The 18,127-nt window shown below is 34.7% G+C and carries 16 protein-coding genes; 7 read left to right on the top strand and 9 right to left on the bottom strand.

Going from position 1 to position 18,127, the window contains the following annotated elements:
* The first annotated feature begins 8 nt into the window (after positions 1 to 8).
* The 3 genes from H3T54_RS01035 (at position 9) to H3T54_RS01025 (ending at position 3,930) form a co-directional block, all read left to right on the top strand.
* Complete coding sequence (locus tag H3T54_RS01035) at positions 9 to 1,307, top strand: four-carbon acid sugar kinase family protein (RefSeq protein ID WP_110447660.1); 1,299 nt, start codon at positions 9 to 11, stop codon at positions 1,305 to 1,307.
* A 75-nt stretch (positions 1,308 to 1,382) separates the two neighbouring features.
* Entirely contained in the window at positions 1,383 to 2,384 is a 1,002-nt protein-coding gene (gene pdxA / locus H3T54_RS01030; protein ID WP_065651908.1) for a 4-hydroxythreonine-4-phosphate dehydrogenase PdxA, read from the top strand.
* A 205-nt stretch (positions 2,385 to 2,589) separates the two neighbouring features.
* On the top strand, positions 2,590 to 3,930 hold the full coding sequence (locus H3T54_RS01025) for a gluconate:H+ symporter (RefSeq protein ID WP_363317448.1): 1,341 nt from the start codon (positions 2,590 to 2,592) through the stop codon (positions 3,928 to 3,930).
* A gap of 50 nt (positions 3,931 to 3,980) precedes the next feature.
* Here H3T54_RS01025 and cmoM read toward each other — a convergent pair whose 3' ends face one another.
* Together cmoM and H3T54_RS01015 are read right to left on the bottom strand one after the other, a co-directional pair.
* Positions 3,981 to 4,757 (bottom strand): tRNA uridine 5-oxyacetic acid(34) methyltransferase CmoM, encoded by a 777-nt coding sequence (gene cmoM / locus H3T54_RS01020; protein ID WP_198200185.1) that lies wholly within the window; start codon positions 4,755 to 4,757, stop codon positions 3,981 to 3,983.
* A gap of 21 nt (positions 4,758 to 4,778) precedes the next feature.
* Positions 4,779 to 5,507, bottom strand: coding sequence for a 1-acylglycerol-3-phosphate O-acyltransferase (locus H3T54_RS01015; RefSeq protein ID WP_198200183.1), 729 nt, complete (start codon positions 5,505 to 5,507; stop codon positions 4,779 to 4,781).
* A gap of 85 nt (positions 5,508 to 5,592) precedes the next feature.
* On the opposite strand from H3T54_RS01015, the gene mnmD reads away from it, so the two are divergent.
* Positions 5,593 to 6,306 (top strand): tRNA (5-methylaminomethyl-2-thiouridine)(34)-methyltransferase MnmD, encoded by a 714-nt coding sequence (gene mnmD / locus H3T54_RS01010; protein ID WP_198220440.1) that lies wholly within the window; start codon positions 5,593 to 5,595, stop codon positions 6,304 to 6,306.
* A gap of 49 nt (positions 6,307 to 6,355) precedes the next feature.
* Here mnmD and H3T54_RS01005 read toward each other — a convergent pair whose 3' ends face one another.
* The 5 genes from H3T54_RS01005 to dapB all read right to left on the bottom strand — a co-directional run bounded on the left by H3T54_RS01005 (position 6,356) and on the right by dapB (position 13,895).
* Complete coding sequence (locus H3T54_RS01005; RefSeq protein ID WP_198220439.1) at positions 6,356 to 10,156, bottom strand: translocation/assembly module TamB domain-containing protein; 3,801 nt, start codon at positions 10,154 to 10,156, stop codon at positions 6,356 to 6,358.
* A 1-nt stretch (position 10,157) separates the two neighbouring features.
* On the bottom strand, positions 10,158 to 11,840 hold the full coding sequence (locus tag H3T54_RS01000) for an autotransporter assembly complex family protein (protein ID WP_181414675.1): 1,683 nt from the start codon (positions 11,838 to 11,840) through the stop codon (positions 10,158 to 10,160).
* Between the two features lie 53 nt (positions 11,841 to 11,893).
* Positions 11,894 to 12,433 carry a hypoxanthine phosphoribosyltransferase gene (gene hpt / locus H3T54_RS00995; protein WP_110447667.1) on the bottom strand — a complete coding sequence of 180 codons (540 nt, stop codon included), beginning with the start codon at positions 12,431 to 12,433 and terminating at the stop codon, positions 11,894 to 11,896.
* A gap of 160 nt (positions 12,434 to 12,593) precedes the next feature.
* Complete coding sequence (gene tadA, locus H3T54_RS00990) at positions 12,594 to 13,064, bottom strand: tRNA adenosine(34) deaminase TadA (RefSeq protein WP_198220438.1); 471 nt, start codon at positions 13,062 to 13,064, stop codon at positions 12,594 to 12,596.
* 9 nt (positions 13,065 to 13,073) lie between these two features.
* On the bottom strand, positions 13,074 to 13,895 hold the full coding sequence (dapB, locus tag H3T54_RS00985; protein WP_198220437.1) for a 4-hydroxy-tetrahydrodipicolinate reductase: 822 nt from the start codon (positions 13,893 to 13,895) through the stop codon (positions 13,074 to 13,076).
* A gap of 134 nt (positions 13,896 to 14,029) precedes the next feature.
* Between dapB and H3T54_RS00980 the strand changes: the two genes are divergently transcribed.
* Positions 14,030 to 15,223, top strand: a complete 1,194-nt coding sequence (locus H3T54_RS00980; protein ID WP_198200175.1) for an MFS transporter — start codon at positions 14,030 to 14,032, stop codon at positions 15,221 to 15,223.
* A gap of 37 nt (positions 15,224 to 15,260) precedes the next feature.
* Here the strand turns inward: H3T54_RS00980 and H3T54_RS00975 are convergent, their stop codons facing one another.
* Complete coding sequence (locus H3T54_RS00975) at positions 15,261 to 15,872, bottom strand: FKBP-type peptidyl-prolyl cis-trans isomerase (protein WP_198220436.1); 612 nt, start codon at positions 15,870 to 15,872, stop codon at positions 15,261 to 15,263.
* A 211-nt stretch (positions 15,873 to 16,083) separates the two neighbouring features.
* Between H3T54_RS00975 and bamE the strand changes: the two genes are divergently transcribed.
* Entirely contained in the window at positions 16,084 to 16,539 is a 456-nt protein-coding gene (gene bamE / locus H3T54_RS00970) for an outer membrane protein assembly factor BamE (RefSeq protein ID WP_198220435.1), read from the top strand.
* Positions 16,540 to 16,620: 81 nt separating this feature from the next.
* Here the strand turns inward: bamE and H3T54_RS00965 are convergent, their stop codons facing one another.
* A complete protein-coding gene (locus H3T54_RS00965) occupies positions 16,621 to 16,995 on the bottom strand; it encodes a DUF5362 family protein (RefSeq protein ID WP_198220434.1) in 375 nt (124 codons plus the stop codon).
* A 125-nt stretch (positions 16,996 to 17,120) separates the two neighbouring features.
* Between H3T54_RS00965 and dusA the strand changes: the two genes are divergently transcribed.
* The gene (dusA, locus tag H3T54_RS00960) at positions 17,121 to 18,047 is read left to right on the top strand and encodes a tRNA dihydrouridine(20/20a) synthase DusA (RefSeq protein ID WP_198221116.1); all 927 of its coding nucleotides are present in this window, start codon (positions 17,121 to 17,123) and stop codon (positions 18,045 to 18,047) included.
* Positions 18,048 to 18,127 lie beyond the last annotated feature (80 nt).

Below are 18,127 nucleotides of genomic sequence, written 5' to 3'. Positions count from 1 at the left end.
GCAAAAATATGAAAGTTGCCGTTGTAGCTGATGATTTGACAGGTGCTAATGCTACCTGTGCTTTATTAAGCAAAAAAGGGTTTAATGCAATTACATGTTTAGAAAAATTTAATGAAGATCTTTCTAGATTTGATGTGATTTCATTTGCAACTGATTCACGTTCAATACCTTATAAAGAGGCGTATTCACGGGTTGTCGATTGCATAAGCCAGTTTAGCAAATATCAACCTTTAATTAGTAAACGTATAGACTCCACGCTGCGAGGTAATTTAGGGGCAGAAGTTGATGCGGTTATCGACAATGATCCTAATCTAATGGCTTTAGTTGTACCTGTGTATCCATCTAGTGATCGAATTTGTGTTGGCGGATCTTTATTAGTTAATGGTATCCCATTACAGAATACAGCAATGCGTAATGATCCTAAAAATCCGATGACGGAGTCTTCAATTTTAGAATTATTTCGTTGCCAGTCTCGATATCCAGTCTCACATATTGCTCTCAAGGATGTTTTAGAAGGTAAAGATAGAATTGAGCAGCGTTTAAAACAAATATATCAACAAGGTGGTCGAATTGTCATATTTGATGCGACTACGGATACTGACATTAGTGTGATAGCGCAAGCAGCGAATAATGTTAATTTGCCTGTTTTTTGTGTTGATCCGGGGCCATTTACTGCCCAGTTTGCTGATCTACGTTATTCATCAGAACGAAAGATGGCTAACAAAGTGTTTGTCGCAATAGGCAGTGTGTCTGATCTTACTCAAAGACAAATAAGAAAATTGAAATATGACCGAAAAGTTTGGTTAGAAACGATATTGGTTGATGAATTGATAGAAATTTCTAAAGACATCAAGAAAGCTAAACCAATTGTAGATAAATTACTGGAAAAGGTTGATCAATTTGATGTGATCGGCATTGATACCGTTGAAATGCCAGAGCATGTTTGTGATTTAGCTAAGTTAGCTGCTAACAATAATATGAGTATGAGTGAAATTAGTAATACTTTGAATCAGGCTATTGCCGAAATAACTGCTCAAGTCTTATTCCACCCTGAATCTATTATTAGAGGTATTTATACCAGTGGTGGAGATGTCACGGTAAATGTTGTAAATCGATTAGGAAGTAGTGGTTTCTTACTTAAAGATGAAGTTGAGCCATTAACGGTTTATGGACACCTTGTCGGAGGGAAATGTGATGGTTATTCGATAGTAACAAAAGGTGGATTTGTCGGTAACGATAATACTTTAGTTCATTGTATCGACTATTTGAGTACCAAGATTTCATCACATGAAAGCATGAAGCATTAATACCTTATAACTAGTTCAACTTAGATAAAACAACATAAGTTGAGCAAATTTTGAGTAATTTTAAAGGAGTAATAAATGAAACGTCGTTGTTTAATCGGAGTTCCTATGGGCGATCCGGCTGGTATAGGCCCTGAAATTGTCGTGAAAAGTATTGCAGCACCAGAAACATATGAATATGGATGTGTACTGGTAACAGGCGATAAAAAGGTGTTAGCTGATGCGTGTAAGTTTTCAAAAGTAAACTTACAAATTAATGAAATTACCGATCTAACTCAAATACAAGATAAACCTAATGTATTGAATCTTATTCAGTGTGGCGAATTAAATTATGAAACGTTTAAAATTGGCCAAATTGAAGGACAATGTGGTCAAGCAGCATTCAATTATATTAAAGTTATCACTGAGCTTGCTATGGAAAAAAAACTTGATGCCATTGCAACAACACCTATCAATAAAGAATCCCTTAAAGCTGGTAATGTTAACTATATTGGTCATACCGAGATATTAGCAGATCTTACTGGCAGTCAAGACCCACTTACTATGTTTCAAGTTCGAGATTTAAGAGTATTTTTCTTAACTCGTCATTTAGCATTGGTTAAAGCTATTGAATCATTAACGCCAGAAAGAGTCTGTGATTATGCTATTCGTTGTAACGATGCATTGGTTAAATTGGGGATCAATAAACCGAGAATGACGGTTGCCGGTATTAATCCACATTGCGGAGAGCATGGTCTTTTTGGTCATGAGGATGATGATGTCTTATTACCAGGTATTGAAATGGCTCGTAAACAAGGGATTGATATTAATGGCCCTAAACCAGCTGATAGTGTTTTCCATTTTGCTATGGGGGGGGGCTATGATGCTGTTTTATCTCCATATCATGACCAAGGTCATATCGCAACGAAAATGGTTGATTTTCATCGTACCATTTCTATCACTAATGGAATGCCGATTCTTCGCACATCTGTTGACCATGGCACAGCAAATGATATTGCCGGAAAAGGAATCGCTAATCCAGTAAGTTTGATTGAGGCTATACGTTTAGCTGCGCTATACGCACCAAATTTCAAACGTTAATAAGTAGCTATTCTTACTTATAACAATTTATTTTTCGGTAATGATTATGTCATTATCGAAGGAGGGTTTGCATATGTCTAAAAAAGAAAATAATAATAAATCACTTTATCCTTATGTCTTATTAAATGGCATTATTTTAGTGGTTGTCGGATTAATTGTTTTTTATCTAGGAAGTTTACATAGTATTGAGAAGAGCAGCTGGCGAATGGTTGCCGGTCTACTTGTTGCAATTACTTTGTTACTATTTATGATTTTGAAAACAAGAATTCAGGCATTTCCTGCATTGATTATATCCGCTTTAATTACTGGCTCATTGGGTGGTATGCCTGGTGAATTTATGATCGCAACGATTAGTAAAGGCTTTGGTAATACGCTCGGTAACATAGGGATCGTTATTGGCTTTGGCGTTATGATGGGGTCAGTTTTGCAGATGAGTGGTGCAGCGCAAAAAATGGCTCAAGTTTTTATTAACCTTTTAGGAAAAGGCAGAGAAGAGTTAGCATTAGTCATTATCGGTTTATTAGTGAGTTTGGCTGTATTTTGTGATTCAGCATTTATTGTTTTATTACCGTTAGTGAAAGCTATTTCGCGTAGTACAGGTAAATCTGTAGTCGGACTTGGTTCAACATTGGCTATGGGACTTGTTATAAGCCACAGTATGATTCCACCAGCGGTAGGACCATTTGGTGTAGTTTCACAATTTGGTATTGGCCTTGGTGAATATATGCTATGGGCAATGGTTGTTGCTATACCTATTACTATTGCTGGATTTATTTATACTCGCCATGTTGGTCGTAGTATTTATCAAATTCCTACGGAGGATGGTGAGAATTTTACCCGTGAACGTCTAACAGTTACTTCGCAAAATTTAGAAGATGATCAACAATTACCAAGTGCATTAGCATCGTTTGCACCAATTGTCACTCCGATTATTTTGATATTAACCGCTACTTTAGTAAATGAAATGAAATGGGATAATTCTATTGCCATTATGTTAAAAACAATTGGACACCCAATTGTAGCTGTGGGCATTGGTTTATTAATTGCTATCATGGCATTAACTAACTCATTTCCTCGAAAAGATGTTGTGCATCAAATGGAAAATTCAATTCGTTCTGCTGGTATTATATTGCTTGTTATTGGCGGTGGTGGCGCATTAGGAATGGTGTTACGTGACTCAGGAACAGGTCAAATTATTGCTGAATATATTGTTAAAATTGGTGTGCCTGGTATTTTGTTACCATTGACAATTTCAACTTTGATTCGCTTAATTCAAGGTTCTGGTGTAGTTGCCATGATTACCGCAGCAAGTATTACTGCACCAATGATTGGAACATTGGGGGTAAATCCGATTATGGCTGGATTAGGCTGCTCTATTGGTTCATTTATGTTTTCTCATTTCAATGATGCTTATTTTTGGGTAGTGAATCGTTCACTAGGCGTTACTGAAGTTAAAGAACAAATTAAAGTTTGGAGTATGACAACTACCGTACTTTGGGCTGCAGGAACAGTGACATTATTAATTGTTAATGCCATTTTCTTCTAAGAAAATAGGGGAGTGTAAAGGAATATGCTTCCCTTAATCTTTTCTCTAAATTAGTTGTTATTAATTTTTGCGGTAACTAAAATATACCTTGCCAAACTGAGATAGGGTTCAGTTTGGCAAAACTGTTTTTCAATTTCTAATAATTGCTTAAAATGTGTTTCGGCTTTTGACTTATTGGTTAAATAGTCATGAAATAATCGAATACCTATTTTATTGATGATCTCAAAATTTTGTTGGTTCAACCATTGATATACTTGATTTGGATCTCGAGGATAATCGGGAGATAAGGTTTTCTTTTTACGTTTATTAAGACCGGCTTGAGTATATCCAAAATTACCTAAAGTCACTGTTTTAAATAATAGCCCGTGATAGTTATAGAACATTAATGACAAATAACCATCTTGTTTAAGATATTGTTTTAGCGACTGTATTATTTGGATTGGATCGGCTACCCATTCTAAAACGGCATGACAAATCACAATATCAAATTGTATTTTAATGAATTGCTTTAGATCTTGAATAGGGCAATGAATAAAATTTAAACTTAGATTTTCTTGTTCGGCTTGCTTTCTTGCTAATTCCAGCATTTGCTCGGAAATATCACAAACAGTAATGTTATGACCTAATTTTGCTAGTCGACAAGCAATCTGACCTTGTCCACCGCCTGCATCTAAAATAGTTAATGGTTTATTCGATGGATAGCTAGCTAATATATTTTCTAGCTCTTGCCAAACGATAGCTTCTCGAATCTTACCTTTGTTTGTGCCATAAATGTTTTTGGCAAATTTATGGCTGATATCATCAAAATTACGATCAATTTTTGTCATAGTATAGAGTTATTATTTCAATTATTTGTTATTTAATTTAGTCACTTCTAAATTAATTTGGGCAATTTTTTCTGACATCAATTGATAGCACTGTTCCATTAATATTCTAGCATCTTCTTTACGTAGATTTTGGGTTTCGATTGGCGGAAGCATCTCAACGATCATATGGCCATTATTAAGGCGGTTAAGTTTTATATTATTGGTATCTGATACGCAAATTGGCACAATAGGAACGCCAGCGGCTATAGCAGCTTTAAAGGCACCAGTTTTAAATGGTAATAATCCGCGTCCACGACTTCGAGTACCTTCGGGGAACATCCATATAGATATTCCTCGTTTTTTTATTTCGTTAACAACTAAGTTAATGGTGTCTCGAGCTTTTGATTTATTATTACGGTCAATCAAAATATTGCCTGTTAAGTAATAAAGTTGTCCAAAAAAGGGAATCAAAGCAAGGCTTTTCTTACCCACTGTAACGGTTTTAGGTTGTACAATGTCAGCAGCAACCACCATATCATAGTTGTTTTGGTGATTAGCAATAAATACGCAACTGCCTAAATTGTTAATATTTGCTTGTCTACGTGTATCAACCTTTACACCTAAAATTGGTTTGAAGAAAAAACTAAAAAGATGGGCAAATCTAGCCACATTTTTAGGGTTACGAGGATTGAATAAACAAAAAATAACGCCTAGCACACAAGTTATAATACCAATAAATAACACACTGATTAAGCGAAAAAGAAAAACCATAATTTACCTCATAAGTTAACTTAGCGTATTATATACGTAATCTATATGAATATACAGTTTGTTAAATATCGCTTAAAGGATGTTTATGCTCGAATCAACTATCATTTGGGATGATAATCAAATTCCACTCTCTCGTTACTTTGATGATGTCTATTTTAATACTGACGGTGCTGTAGATGAAACTCGTTATGTTTTTATTGAAGGGAATTGTTTATATGAGCGATTTTTACAACATCAACAAGAGACTTTTACTATTGGTGAAACCGGTTTTGGTTCAGGTTTAAGTTTTTTAGTTGCTTGGCAAACTTTTAAACAATTTAGACAGAAAAATCCAAATAGTAATTTGAAAAAATTGAATTTTTTTAGTGTTGAAAAATATCCTTTATCTGCCAGTGAAATATCAAAAATTCATGATAAAGTTATTAATAGTGAAGATTCTCTATCGCCATTAGCTAAGCAATTGCAAGATTTCTTAATAAAATCCGATGTTGGCAGTTTAGATGAAACGAATTTATTGATATGTTATGACGATATTAGCTGCTTTGCCGATTTCCTAGTTCAACAAAATAGTTTAATTGATGCATGGTTTTTTGATGGATTTTCGCCAGCCAAAAATCCTGATATGTGGAATGAATCTTTATTTAAACGTTGTTATCAATTAACCAGAGAAAAAGGAACATTTGCAACTTTTACCGCAGCAGGTTTTGTCCGACGTAATTTAATTAATGCTGGATTTAATGTTGAAAAACGGAAAGGATTTGGTATAAAACGTGAAATGCTAATCGGCCAAAAAATCTAAATTAGTTCGCCAATTTAACTTTTGGCGAACTAATACGAATTAACTACTATTAATTAAACTCGAATTGATAGATAAGATCTAGTGTTTGCGCAATACCAGAAGCTGCTTCGACATATAAATTTGGCAATAAACGATAACGTAAGGTAAATGTAGCTAGTGAGTCAAATATACCTACACCATATTTTAGCTGTAGATGAGGTAATATATAACCACTTACTACCACTTTTGAATTATTTCCTGCCCCTTGAGTGTCTAAAGAGAGATTCTTAATGCCAAATGCATTACCTATATCACCAATAAATTGTCCTGTTTTGGCGGTTCCAACACCAACTAAAAACGCTGTCATCATATCATTATCACTTTGGTCAGAACTATCAAGACCTTGACCTCGAATTAGATAAGAGAGCGCTTCTTGTTGTGACATAGCCGGATCGGAGAAAATCTCAATTTTAGGATCTGTTGATGATCCCTTAACTCGAATACCAGCCGTAATATTACTGTTATCCATTGCTTCAGGATTACGAATGGCTTCTATGTCTAACATAGCTTGGTCCGTTGGACCAGAAAAAGTGATAATGCCTTTATTAATGATTAAGTCTTGTCCATAAGCATGAAATCGACCGTTAGGAATTAATATTTCACCGTGTAAGTCTAGTCCTTTATTCGTCTGTGTAGCAATGAGTTTACCTTTTAATGAGGCTTGCAAACCAAAAGCATCTACCGTGACTTTATCACCGATATTGATTTCAATATGACTATTAATTTTCATGCCAAATTTTTGTACTTGAATCTGTTTGTGGTTTCGATCCAACATGACTTCATCTGGTGACACATCAATACTTGACGGTGGAAGCGAATCAACAGTGATTTTACCTTTAGGAATTGAAACTTTACCGAGAATTGTCAGTTCATCTTGCGTTGCTTCTATTTTAATCTCAGGAATGACAGACATGACAATCATTGGTGGTACAGTCACATCCATGGCCGCACCATTAACATTTAAGGTTGCTTGCCATTTTTCCAAATTATTCCAACTGGCTTGACCATTAATATTAATATTACCTGATTTAGTGGCCAATATTCCTTTCATTGTTGAAGTTTTACCATTGAATTTAATATCAAGCATAGCCGATTTGATATCAATTGGTAATTGGCTAGATTTTATGTCACTATGTTTTAAATTGATACCACCGGTTAAACTAGGATCCATTAAAGAACCAGAAAATTTAACCATACCATTGATGGCGCCATTAGCATATTCATCTTTACTCAATAGAGGATTGATAATTGCTAGGGCTAAATTATCGATATTGAGTTGACCACTTAAATCTTTCTTCCCAGTTGGATCATTTATTGAAAGATCACCATTTATTTTACCTAATTTATTTAACCCAAAACGCCAATCTAATTTAGCTTGTTGTTCATTAAATTCTGCATTGATATTGAACATATCAAATGGAATTGGTAGAGCTTGATTATTGATCATCTGTTTAATATAAACTCTATTACTGGTTATATTGGCTTTGATACTTGGAATTTTGCTAGCATCATTGAATTTAATATCTGCTTTGCCATTAATAAAACCATCAATTTTTGTTTCACCATCAGTAGGTATTGGTAATTTAGCAAGATCAATATCTTTTAGTGTTATAGTTGTCTGGTTATTGTTAGTTATTGATAACGATTTATCTAAACAGATACTAGAATTATTGCTACGCCAACAATGCGCACCTATAGTTGGAACGTGGTTAGTAATATCATAAGATAGAGAGATAGGTTTAGCTAATTGCCAACGATTATTATTAGCTAATGTAAGTAAACTATGCGGTATATTTGCGGTCCATTTGTTCTGTTGTTTATCTAATTGTCCACTCAATGATGTTACCATCGATAATGGGCTACCTTCAAAACTTATGTTTAAAGCGTGGCGAGCTTCATTACCTGATAGTTCAATATTAGCTTTTTTAATATTTTGGTTAGCGATATCGATATTTTGAGCAATTAGCTTCAATTGCCCGCTAAGTTGATCGTTGTATTGGATGTTGCCTGATAGATTTGCTTTAGCGATTGAAATATTTTCATAATTTAAATCGTTAATATTTATATTGTTTTCAATAACAGGTGAGGCTTTATTACCTGTGATTCTAATATTTCCTATGATGGCGCCATTTAGATTATCAGCTAATAATGACAAAGACTTTAAATTAAGTTGGCTATTTAAATTACCTTTGTCAGTAGAACCACTAATATTTAATTGGTTTTTGCCCCAAAGCATAGTTAGATTTTTGGATACTAAAGTACGATTAGAATCGATAAATAGATCGCCATTAGCTGAAAAATTAGCTTGTTTTATGTTACCTTTTAATTGTATATCAGGAATCTTTAATTGCCATAAATCACCTTCGAGCATACCCGAAGTTTTTAGTTGACCGGCTAAGCGAATAGGAAAGGTTGGTAACTCTTTAGTTATATCAACATTATTAAGTTTAACACTAGCATTCCATTTAAGAGCTTTTTGCCAATCTAATTGACCGGTAAGATTAATATCACCTTGTGGAAACTTAATATTGGCATGCTCAAAAGAGGCAGATTGGTTGGTACCATCACCAATAATATCAACAGAGGTATCAGGTAAGTCATCTCCCTTAATCAAACCTTTAGCAAGCATATTATATTTTTGTGCATTGCCATTTAAGCTTATAGCAAAATTATCAAGCTGATATTGCGGAGTTCCCTCAATTGGCCATTGGATATGTTTACCTTCTAGTTTTGTAATTAATGGTAAATATTTTTCAATAAAATTTATCTGCCCTTCAATAGCAATTTGATTTAACCCAGCAACATGAGTATAAGTTGATAATTTACCTAATAAGTGTCCTGAAAACTGCCCATTAAGATGATTTTTCTCTGTATCGGCCTTAACATAAGCAAAAATAGGCCAATTATCACCTAAGGTTATTTCACCTGATACATAAGCATGACCACTCGCATAAGGTGTTATTGCATTGGTGTCGACATGTTTAACCATAATATGATTATTAATCATCTCTGTTTTGATATTCACTTGATTGAAATGATAATCTTGCCCTGCAATGTGTAATAACCAATTGTTCCCGGTTAAACTTGTAACATTAATATCGAGTGGAATACTAACTTGTGGCAGTGAGTTTATTAAAGGTTGATTAAATAGTTGCCTAATTTGTTGGTCAAGCGGTAGATTATCATCTATCTGGTTATTAGACTTTTTTGCAGGATAATCTGCAAATATTGCCTGTAAATCCATAGCAATAGCAGGATATACATAGATTTTTTCATTGACCCAGTTAGCTTTGCCTGTAAAGTCTGACATACCAAATTGCATATCGTTAACTTTTACTATGACATCTGAAATATGGGTTTGTTTTAATTCAATAGGTAATGGTGTTTTAATTATTTGTCGTTTTTCTGACGTTGATTCATCAGGTGAAAGTTCTATTTCGTCAGTATTAATTACAACATTAACCCCATCAGCATCAAATTGTTTAACACAAATTTTTGTCTGTATTAAACATAAACCAGACAATTTGAATGTTGCATCTTTCACCTGTACATTGACACCAGGTAGTTCAAGTGACAGTCCTTTAATATGTAAATCATGGAATGTGCCTTCAACTTGTGCTATTTTTAATTCAGGTAAAAATTTATTAAGAACATAGGTTGTTAGTTTTACACCTAAAGAGGTGTAAATCATTAAAATTATAAACGTGATAAGGAAAACAAAAATGGAAAGCACGACAATGCTACGTTTTTTCCATTTACGTATTCGTTTTATTTTTTCAGCCTTTTTCGCTCTTATTGGATTTTTTGCCATTTTATAGTTCGCTTCCTAAACCAATATATAGGTGTATTGAGCCTTTATCTTTTTTATTTAGTGGTGTTGCTAAATCAAACTTAATTGGCCCAACAGGAGAAGCCCAGCGAATACCTAGGCCGGTACCGGTATAAAATTTAGCTGTATCGACTTTATCTATTGCTTCTCCAGTATCAACAAAAGCAGCACCCCACCAAGAACCGGTTAGGTTGTATTGGTATTCCGCTGATCCTGTGATCATTTTCGAAGCCCCCTTAAGTTTACCTTTTTTATCTTTAGGTGAGATAGATTGATAGCTGTATCCACGAATACTGCGATCACCACCAGCAAAAAATCTAAAAGAAGGTGGCACTCTATCAAAGTTACTTGCTTGAATAATGCCGAAATTACCTCTAGCTATAAAACGATGTGATTGTTTAATTGAACGAATCCACGTTTGTTGGGCTTGAAAACGGACTAAATTAATATCAGATCCTAACGATTCGGCAGCGCCTTCAACCGAATAACGTTGAGAGTCGCCCCACATAGATAATAAATTACCGTCATTACGAATACGCGAAATACTAAGTGATGGATAGTATAAAAAGGTTTTAAAACTTGCATCCCCTTGAGTAAAGTCGTCATGTAACATATTAAAACCTAGAGCTGTTTGCCAACCATCAAAGTTATCCCAATTACGCAGAGCACCTAAGGTATAAGAGCGCGAGTAGGTATCATTATTATCAATTTTTTTATAACCACCTTGAATGGTATAGTATTGTTCAATAGGTGATTTTTTCAAAGGTATTTTATAACTCATCGTAATAATTTGCTCAGGTGATGATAGAGATAAATTACTTTGAAAACTATGTCCTCGGCTATTGATCCAAGGTTTATTCCAACCAATTTTACCATGCACGCCGTTATCTGTTGAAAAACCTAAACCCAGATCCATGGCATTTTTTTTACGTGGCGTGGTTACCACATCAATAGGTAACGCTTTGTCTGCTGTTAGATTAGGAAAATCCGGTGTAACAACCACTGAGTTAAACCAGTTTGTTGAACTAAGGCGTCGGTTTAATAATGATAGCTGTTCAGCCGAATATTCATCCCCCTCTTTAAAAGGTACGATGTTGGCAAGATAATCTTGGCGAATTTTTGCGTCTGGAAATTTAACCTCGCTAAACTTATAGCGTTTACCGGTATTAAAATCGATATTCCAAAAAGCTTGATGATCGTATTGAGATACAGCTAATTGATGGGTTGGCATTTCAGCATCAAAATAGCCTTTTTTTAATGATAAGCTTTCTAAGCCTTTTTTGAATGCTTCGTAAGTGCCATGATTTAAAATTTCACCGATTTTAGGCAGTTGTTTAGCTAATAATTCTTGAAAATCTTTATCTTGTTTACCTTCACCATTAATATTAATATTTAATTGTTTAATTCTAACCGGTTCGCCAAGTGATACTTTAACAACGAGGATTTTAGGATCACTTTCGTCGTAACTAAAAGTAGGGGAATAATACCCTAATGCTCGAAGGGCTTTTTGTGCTTCACTTTCAAAATATCGCTTAAAACTAGACGAATTATTGATTTTATCTGGAGTGATTAACGAAATGCGTGCATCAACGTTTTCCGCAAGTTCTCCCGACAATCCTTTAATTGATAACTTCATATCGGCATAACTTGATGTGGCTGTTACCATTAAAAGTACGCATAATGAGCGAGAAAATCGTGACACATACACCTCGATAAAGTTTAGGATTCAAGTAATTTTACATGCCCAATATATGGTAAATGGCGATAATGCTGCGCATAATCTATACCATAACCTACTACAAACTCGTCAGGAATTGAAAAACCGATATACTTTACAGGTACTACAACTTCACGGCGTGAAGGTTTATCTAATAATGTACAAATCTCGATACTACGTGGATGACGTAGTTTTAAAATAGCCATTACCTTGCTAAGCGTATTGCCAGTATCAATAATATCTTCGACAATTAACACATCTTTGTCACGAATATCTTCATCTAAATCTTTTAAAATTTTGACATCTCTATTACTTACCACTGCATTGCCATAACTTGAGGCCGTCATAAAGTCGACTTCGTGACCAACGCTAATTGCTCGGCTTAGATCTGCCATAAAGATAAAAGAACCTCTTAACAAACCAACTAAAATAAGCTCATTTTGACTGCCTGCATAATCTTGACTTATCTGTTGACCTATTTCATTTACCCGCTTTTGGATATCTTCAGCAGATATCATAGTTTCTAATGTATGTTTTTTCATTAATAATGCTCAGTATATATCTTAAAAAATCAGAACAGATTCTAGCAATTTTCGCAGGTAAAAAGAATAACTAAGCCAATTTTTTATTAAATAATTAAAAAATGATTTATAGACTTAATTTTTTAATATTAAGTCAATCGTTAACTGTACTATGACAAGATTATTTATTTTGTTTTTTTTCTAAACGACGTTTTTTGAAAAAATTGCTTAACATTGAGCTACATTCACTAGCTAAAATACCACTAGTTATTTGGGCAAAATGATTGATGCCCGTTCTGGAAAGAATATTGATATAAGAACCAGCAGCACCAGTTTTATAATCACTAGCACCATACACTACACGTTTGATTCGACTATGTATAATAGCGCCTGCACACATAATACAAGGTTCAAGAGTAACATACAATGTTGTATTGACTAAACGGTAGTTGTGTAAAAATCGACCTGCTTGTTCAATCGCCATGATTTCTGCATGAGCAGTTGGGTTATGCTTAATAATTGATTGATTAAATCCTTCACCAATAAGTTGTCCGTTTTCATCAACAATTACTGCGCCGACCGGAATTTCTCCTATAGATTCAGCGCATTTCGCTAATTCTAATGCATGACGCATCCAAATTTCATCTGTCATGCTTTAATATCATAAATTATTTAGATTAAGTACATCACGCATATCATAAAGTCCAACCGGCTGCTTAGCAAGCCATAATGCAGCACGTACTGCTCCATTAGCAAATGTCATTCGACTTGAAGCTTTATGACTAATTTCAACTCGTTCTCCGACATCAGCAAAAATAGCAGTATGTTCACCTACAATATCACCAGCTCGAATAGTAGCAAAACCAATTGCACCTTTTTGTCTTTCTCCGGTATGGCCTTCTCGGCAATAAACTGCACGTTCATTTAAGTTACAACCAAGTGCATCAGCAATAGCTTCGCCCATAGCAAGAGCGGTACCTGATGGGGCATCGACTTTATGACGATGATGGGCTTCGATAATTTCGATATCAGTATAATCACCCATAATTTGGGTGGCTTTTTCAAGTAATTTAAGTACTAAGTTAACACCAACGCTGAAGTTAGCAGCAAATACAATTGCAATTTGTTGTGCGGCATTAGCAATTGCTTGTTTACCTGCTTCATCAAAGCCAGTTGTGCCGATTATCATCATTTTCTTATGTTCGACGCAAAAAGTTAGATGTGCTAGAGTCCCTTCAGGACGAGTAAAATCAATTAATACATCAAACTGATCTTTTGCTTTTAATAGATTATCAGTGACTTTTACACCACACAGTCCAATACCAGCAAGCTCACCAGCATCACTACCTATCAACGATGATCCTACTCTTTCAAAAGCAGCGCCTAAAGTCACACCTTCAATTTGGGATACGCCTTGAATGAGTTGACGACCCATCTTACCTCCGGCGCCAGCAATAGCGATGCGAATCATACTTGTAGACATATAACTTTCCTTACATTATCACCTTATATACATAAACAAATATTATAGCGGAAAACTATTAAGTTATATACCAGCTAAAAGGCAAAATGTTATACTTTGTTCCTATTATTCTTATAATAAAAATAGGATACGTTATGTGTTGTAAATGGTATTTTGGGTGGAACATTGTTATTGCAGCAGCGTTGTTAACTCTACTTTCAAGTGGATTACGTATGAGCATGGGGGTATTCTTTTTACCTATTGCCAATGATCTACAATTTAGCCGTAGTACTTTATCAAGTATTATTGCCATTGGTATGCTGTTTTCAGGAATTGCGATGCCAATAGCCGGTTATTTAGTTAGCAAATATGGAACACGCTTTGTATTATTATTAGGTTCAATAATAATTATTATTTCATCTGTTTGGGCTGCTAATATAACTGATTATTGGAATTTTTTATTATCCTTTGGTATCGCGTTATCTTTTGGTACCTCGTTTGTCGGTTCGGTGAGTTTTACACCGATTGTTGTTCGCTGGTTTAGCAAACATCGCGGATTGGCCTTGTTTATTTTATCGAGTGGTAGTATGGCGGGCATTGCCGTTATGTTACCTGTATTTGCTTATTTTATTCCACATTATGGATGGCAAACTACATTGATAGCATTTTCACTATTTTTTATGCTTTTAGCTTTACCGATAGCGCTCTTTATTATGAAAGATAAAAAAAGTGATACTGAAACAACTGAAAGTAATCATGATTTAAAACCTGAAATGACGTTAGGTCAAGTCTTAAAAACGCGACCTTTTTGGTTACTTAGTTTTGGTTTGTTTACTTGTGGATTTAGCATGAATTTACTTGGGACTCACGGTGTTCCTATGTTAATGGATCATGGGTTTGATTCAATAACCAGTTCTTCTGGACTAGGTTTAATTGGTCTGGTGGCAATATTTAGCACATTACTGCTTGGCTATATTTCAGATATTGTGCCACGAAAATTTGTATTAGCTATGATCTATTTTGTTCGGGGTATAGGATTTATAGCGTTAGTTATTGCAGCAACGCAATGGCAACTTTATACCATAGCCTTATTAGGTGGGTTAGTTTGGGCTGGCGCTTTATCTTTATCAAGTGCCATATCCGCCGATATTTACGGTGTAAAAATTGTTGGTTTGCTTTCAGGTTTAACCTATTTAGGTCACCAAATTGGTGCGATGATTGGTTCATGGCTAGGTGGATGGGCATATGATACATGGCATAACCACTTTATTGCCTTCGGTATAGCTAGTGCTTTATTATTGTTAGCTGCATTATGTACTTGCTACTTACCTAAAATACGTAATAGTTAAATATAACAATAATGGACGCTATCTGCGTCCATATTTATTAAAGAACCTTTAACAATTCAACATCAAAAATTAGAGTACTATATGGTGGAATCGACGCTCCTGCACCTTGAGAACCATAAGCTAATTCTTGAGGAATATATAACCGCCATTTTGACCCTTCAGGCATTAATTGTAACGCTTCAACCCAACCACGAATAACACCATTAACAGGGAATTCAGCCGGTTGACCTCGTTCAACTGAACTATCAAATACCGTGCCATCGATTAGCTGTCCAGTATAATGAACTTGCACTCGGTCAGTTGCTTTTGGATATGCGCCAGTACCTTGTTTAACTATTTCGTATTGTAAACCTGATTCAGTTGATTTTATGTTATCTTTTTTTAGATTTTCCGTTAAAAAGTCTTTTCCTGCTTGGGCAATTTTTTCGGCTTGCTTCGCTTTTTCTTTAGAAGCTTGTTCATGAACGTGACGAAGAGCATCATGCAATTCTTGTAAAGGTAAAGCCGGTTGGTTACCACTTAATACATCTTCCATAGCTAATTTTAGTGCATTAAGTTCTAAATTATTTAAGCCTGACTCTTTCAGTTGTTGGCCAATTTGTAGTCCAATTGCGTAACTTGCTTTTTGCTCAATGGTATCTAATTTCATTTTTTACCTGTCATATTGTTAATATTAAGTTAGTTATTATAGAGCATTACGATTAAAGATAATAAGAAAAATATCAACTCTTATTAATTATCATCAAGATAACAATACTTATTTAGTATAAATTTATAAAGGAATTTATTATTTTATCTAGCGCTTAGTTAAAATATCAGCGATAATAAGCTTTATTGTATTTTTGAATGGATGATTTTAAATGCCGTTTCGTAAATCTATTTCGCTTGCTATTGTGACCAGTATGTTACTAACTGGTTGTTCATTTGTTGATCGTTGGGTTTATCGACCTGATATCAATCAAGGTAATTATGTAACAAAAGATGCAATAGAATTATTACAAGTAGGCCAAAGCAAAGAGCAGGTGGTATTTATTATGGGATCGCCAATGTTAACCTCATCTTTTGGGGATAATGTTTGGTATTATGTTTTTCGCCAACAGCCACGCCATGGTAATGTGAGCCAAATCACTTATGCCGTTTATTTTGATGGGATGGGGGTAGTGAGTGATATTAAAACTTCTACATTAGAAGGTTCTTTGTCATTAGAGGAAATGAATAAACAGGAAATTTCAGATCCTATTGACATAAAGTCTGAAGATGACAATGATAACCTAACTAATCAACAATCCTCAGAACCCGAATCCGAGTCAGAATAGAATCAAAAAAACCTCGTTAATAATAACGAGGTTTTTTATATCTATGTTCAATCAATGTTAAATTCGATTAAATCGGTCTACTTAGTAGTGACCACCAATAGAAGAAATAAGAGCCACTATAAGAATCATATAAATGATGAAAAATACAATTGAACAGATAAAAGCAATTAATGTAAACTTCCAATAGCCATGTAAATTTTCAATAGCTTCAACAAGATTTCGTTCGTTATCAAAATTTGCAGCCATACCAAATGTGCTGCCTGATTTGAATAGTTTTACGCCAGCTAAGATTACCGGAATACCGACGATAGCGGATATGATCCCTAAACAAGATAAGGCGCCGATAATTATCATTATAACTCCATAGATTTGTTGCATTATTGCTATAAATTTCATCTGTTTTTTTAACATTTCAGTTGAATTAATAGTAATACTTTTCGGTTGATTAAGATCCATATTTATTCCTTACATTATATATTGTTGTACTATCAAAAAATGGCGGATAGAATAACATTTTATTTTTTTATGTCGAGGCTAATTTGAAAAAAAAATCTACATTAAATCGTTTTTCAATAGCGCCCATGTTGGATTGGACGGATAGACATTGTCGTTATTTTCATCGTATTTTGACTAAACAGACGTTACTTTATAGTGAAATGGTAACTACAGGGGCAATTTTATTTGGTAAAGGCGATTATTTAGCTTTTAATAGCCAAGAATATCCTTTGAGTCTTCAACTAGGTGGAAGTGATCCTATTGCATTGGCTAAATGTGCAAAATTAGCCGAAGAACGAGGATATGATGAAATCAATCTCAATGTCGGATGCCCTTCCGATCGCGTACAAAATGGCATGTTTGGTGCCTGTTTAATGGCGAAAGCTGATTTAGTCGCAAATTGTATTAATGCAATGCAAAATGCTGTTAGTATTCCCGTAACGGTAAAAACACGTATTGGTATTGATAATCAAGATAGTTATGAATTTTTATGTGAATTTATTGAAAAAGTCATGCCTTATAGCGAAACATTTATTGTACATGCTCGTAAAGCTTGGCTTTCCGGACTTAGTCCAAAAGAAAATCGCGAAGTGCCACCACTTGATTATGAGCGAGTATATCAATTGAAACGTGATTATCCTCATCTAACAATCGCCATAAATGGTGGAATTAAAACCATTGATGAAATCAAACAGCATTTAACTTTTGTTGATGGTGTTATGGTTGGTCGCGAGGCTTATCAAAATCCTATTCTACTTACGCAAATTGATCAACAAATCTTTGGTTCTGATGCTCCAATTCCTGAGCCTATAGCTGCAATACAAGAACTTTATCCTTATATTGAAACGCAGCTAACTCAAGGTGCTCAACTCAATCATATTATGCGCCATACTTTAGGTATCTTTAATGGTAGAAAGGGGGCTAAACAGTGGCGACGCTATTTGAGTGAAAATGCCCATAAAAAAGGGGTAGGAATAGAAGTTGTTGAACAGGCATTAACTTTTATTCAATAGCAACAAATGTTATGAGATGTTTCGAAATATGCTTGATTGCACATGCTTGACGGTTCAGTATATACTAGCGAACAATTTTA

It is taken from the genome of Gilliamella sp. B14384G10, assembly GCF_016101685.1.
Classification (GTDB): domain Bacteria; phylum Pseudomonadota; class Gammaproteobacteria; order Enterobacterales; family Orbaceae; genus Gilliamella; species Gilliamella apis_A.
The sequence above is the reverse complement of the archived record's forward strand: the minus strand, read 5'-3'. Positions and strand labels throughout refer to the sequence as shown.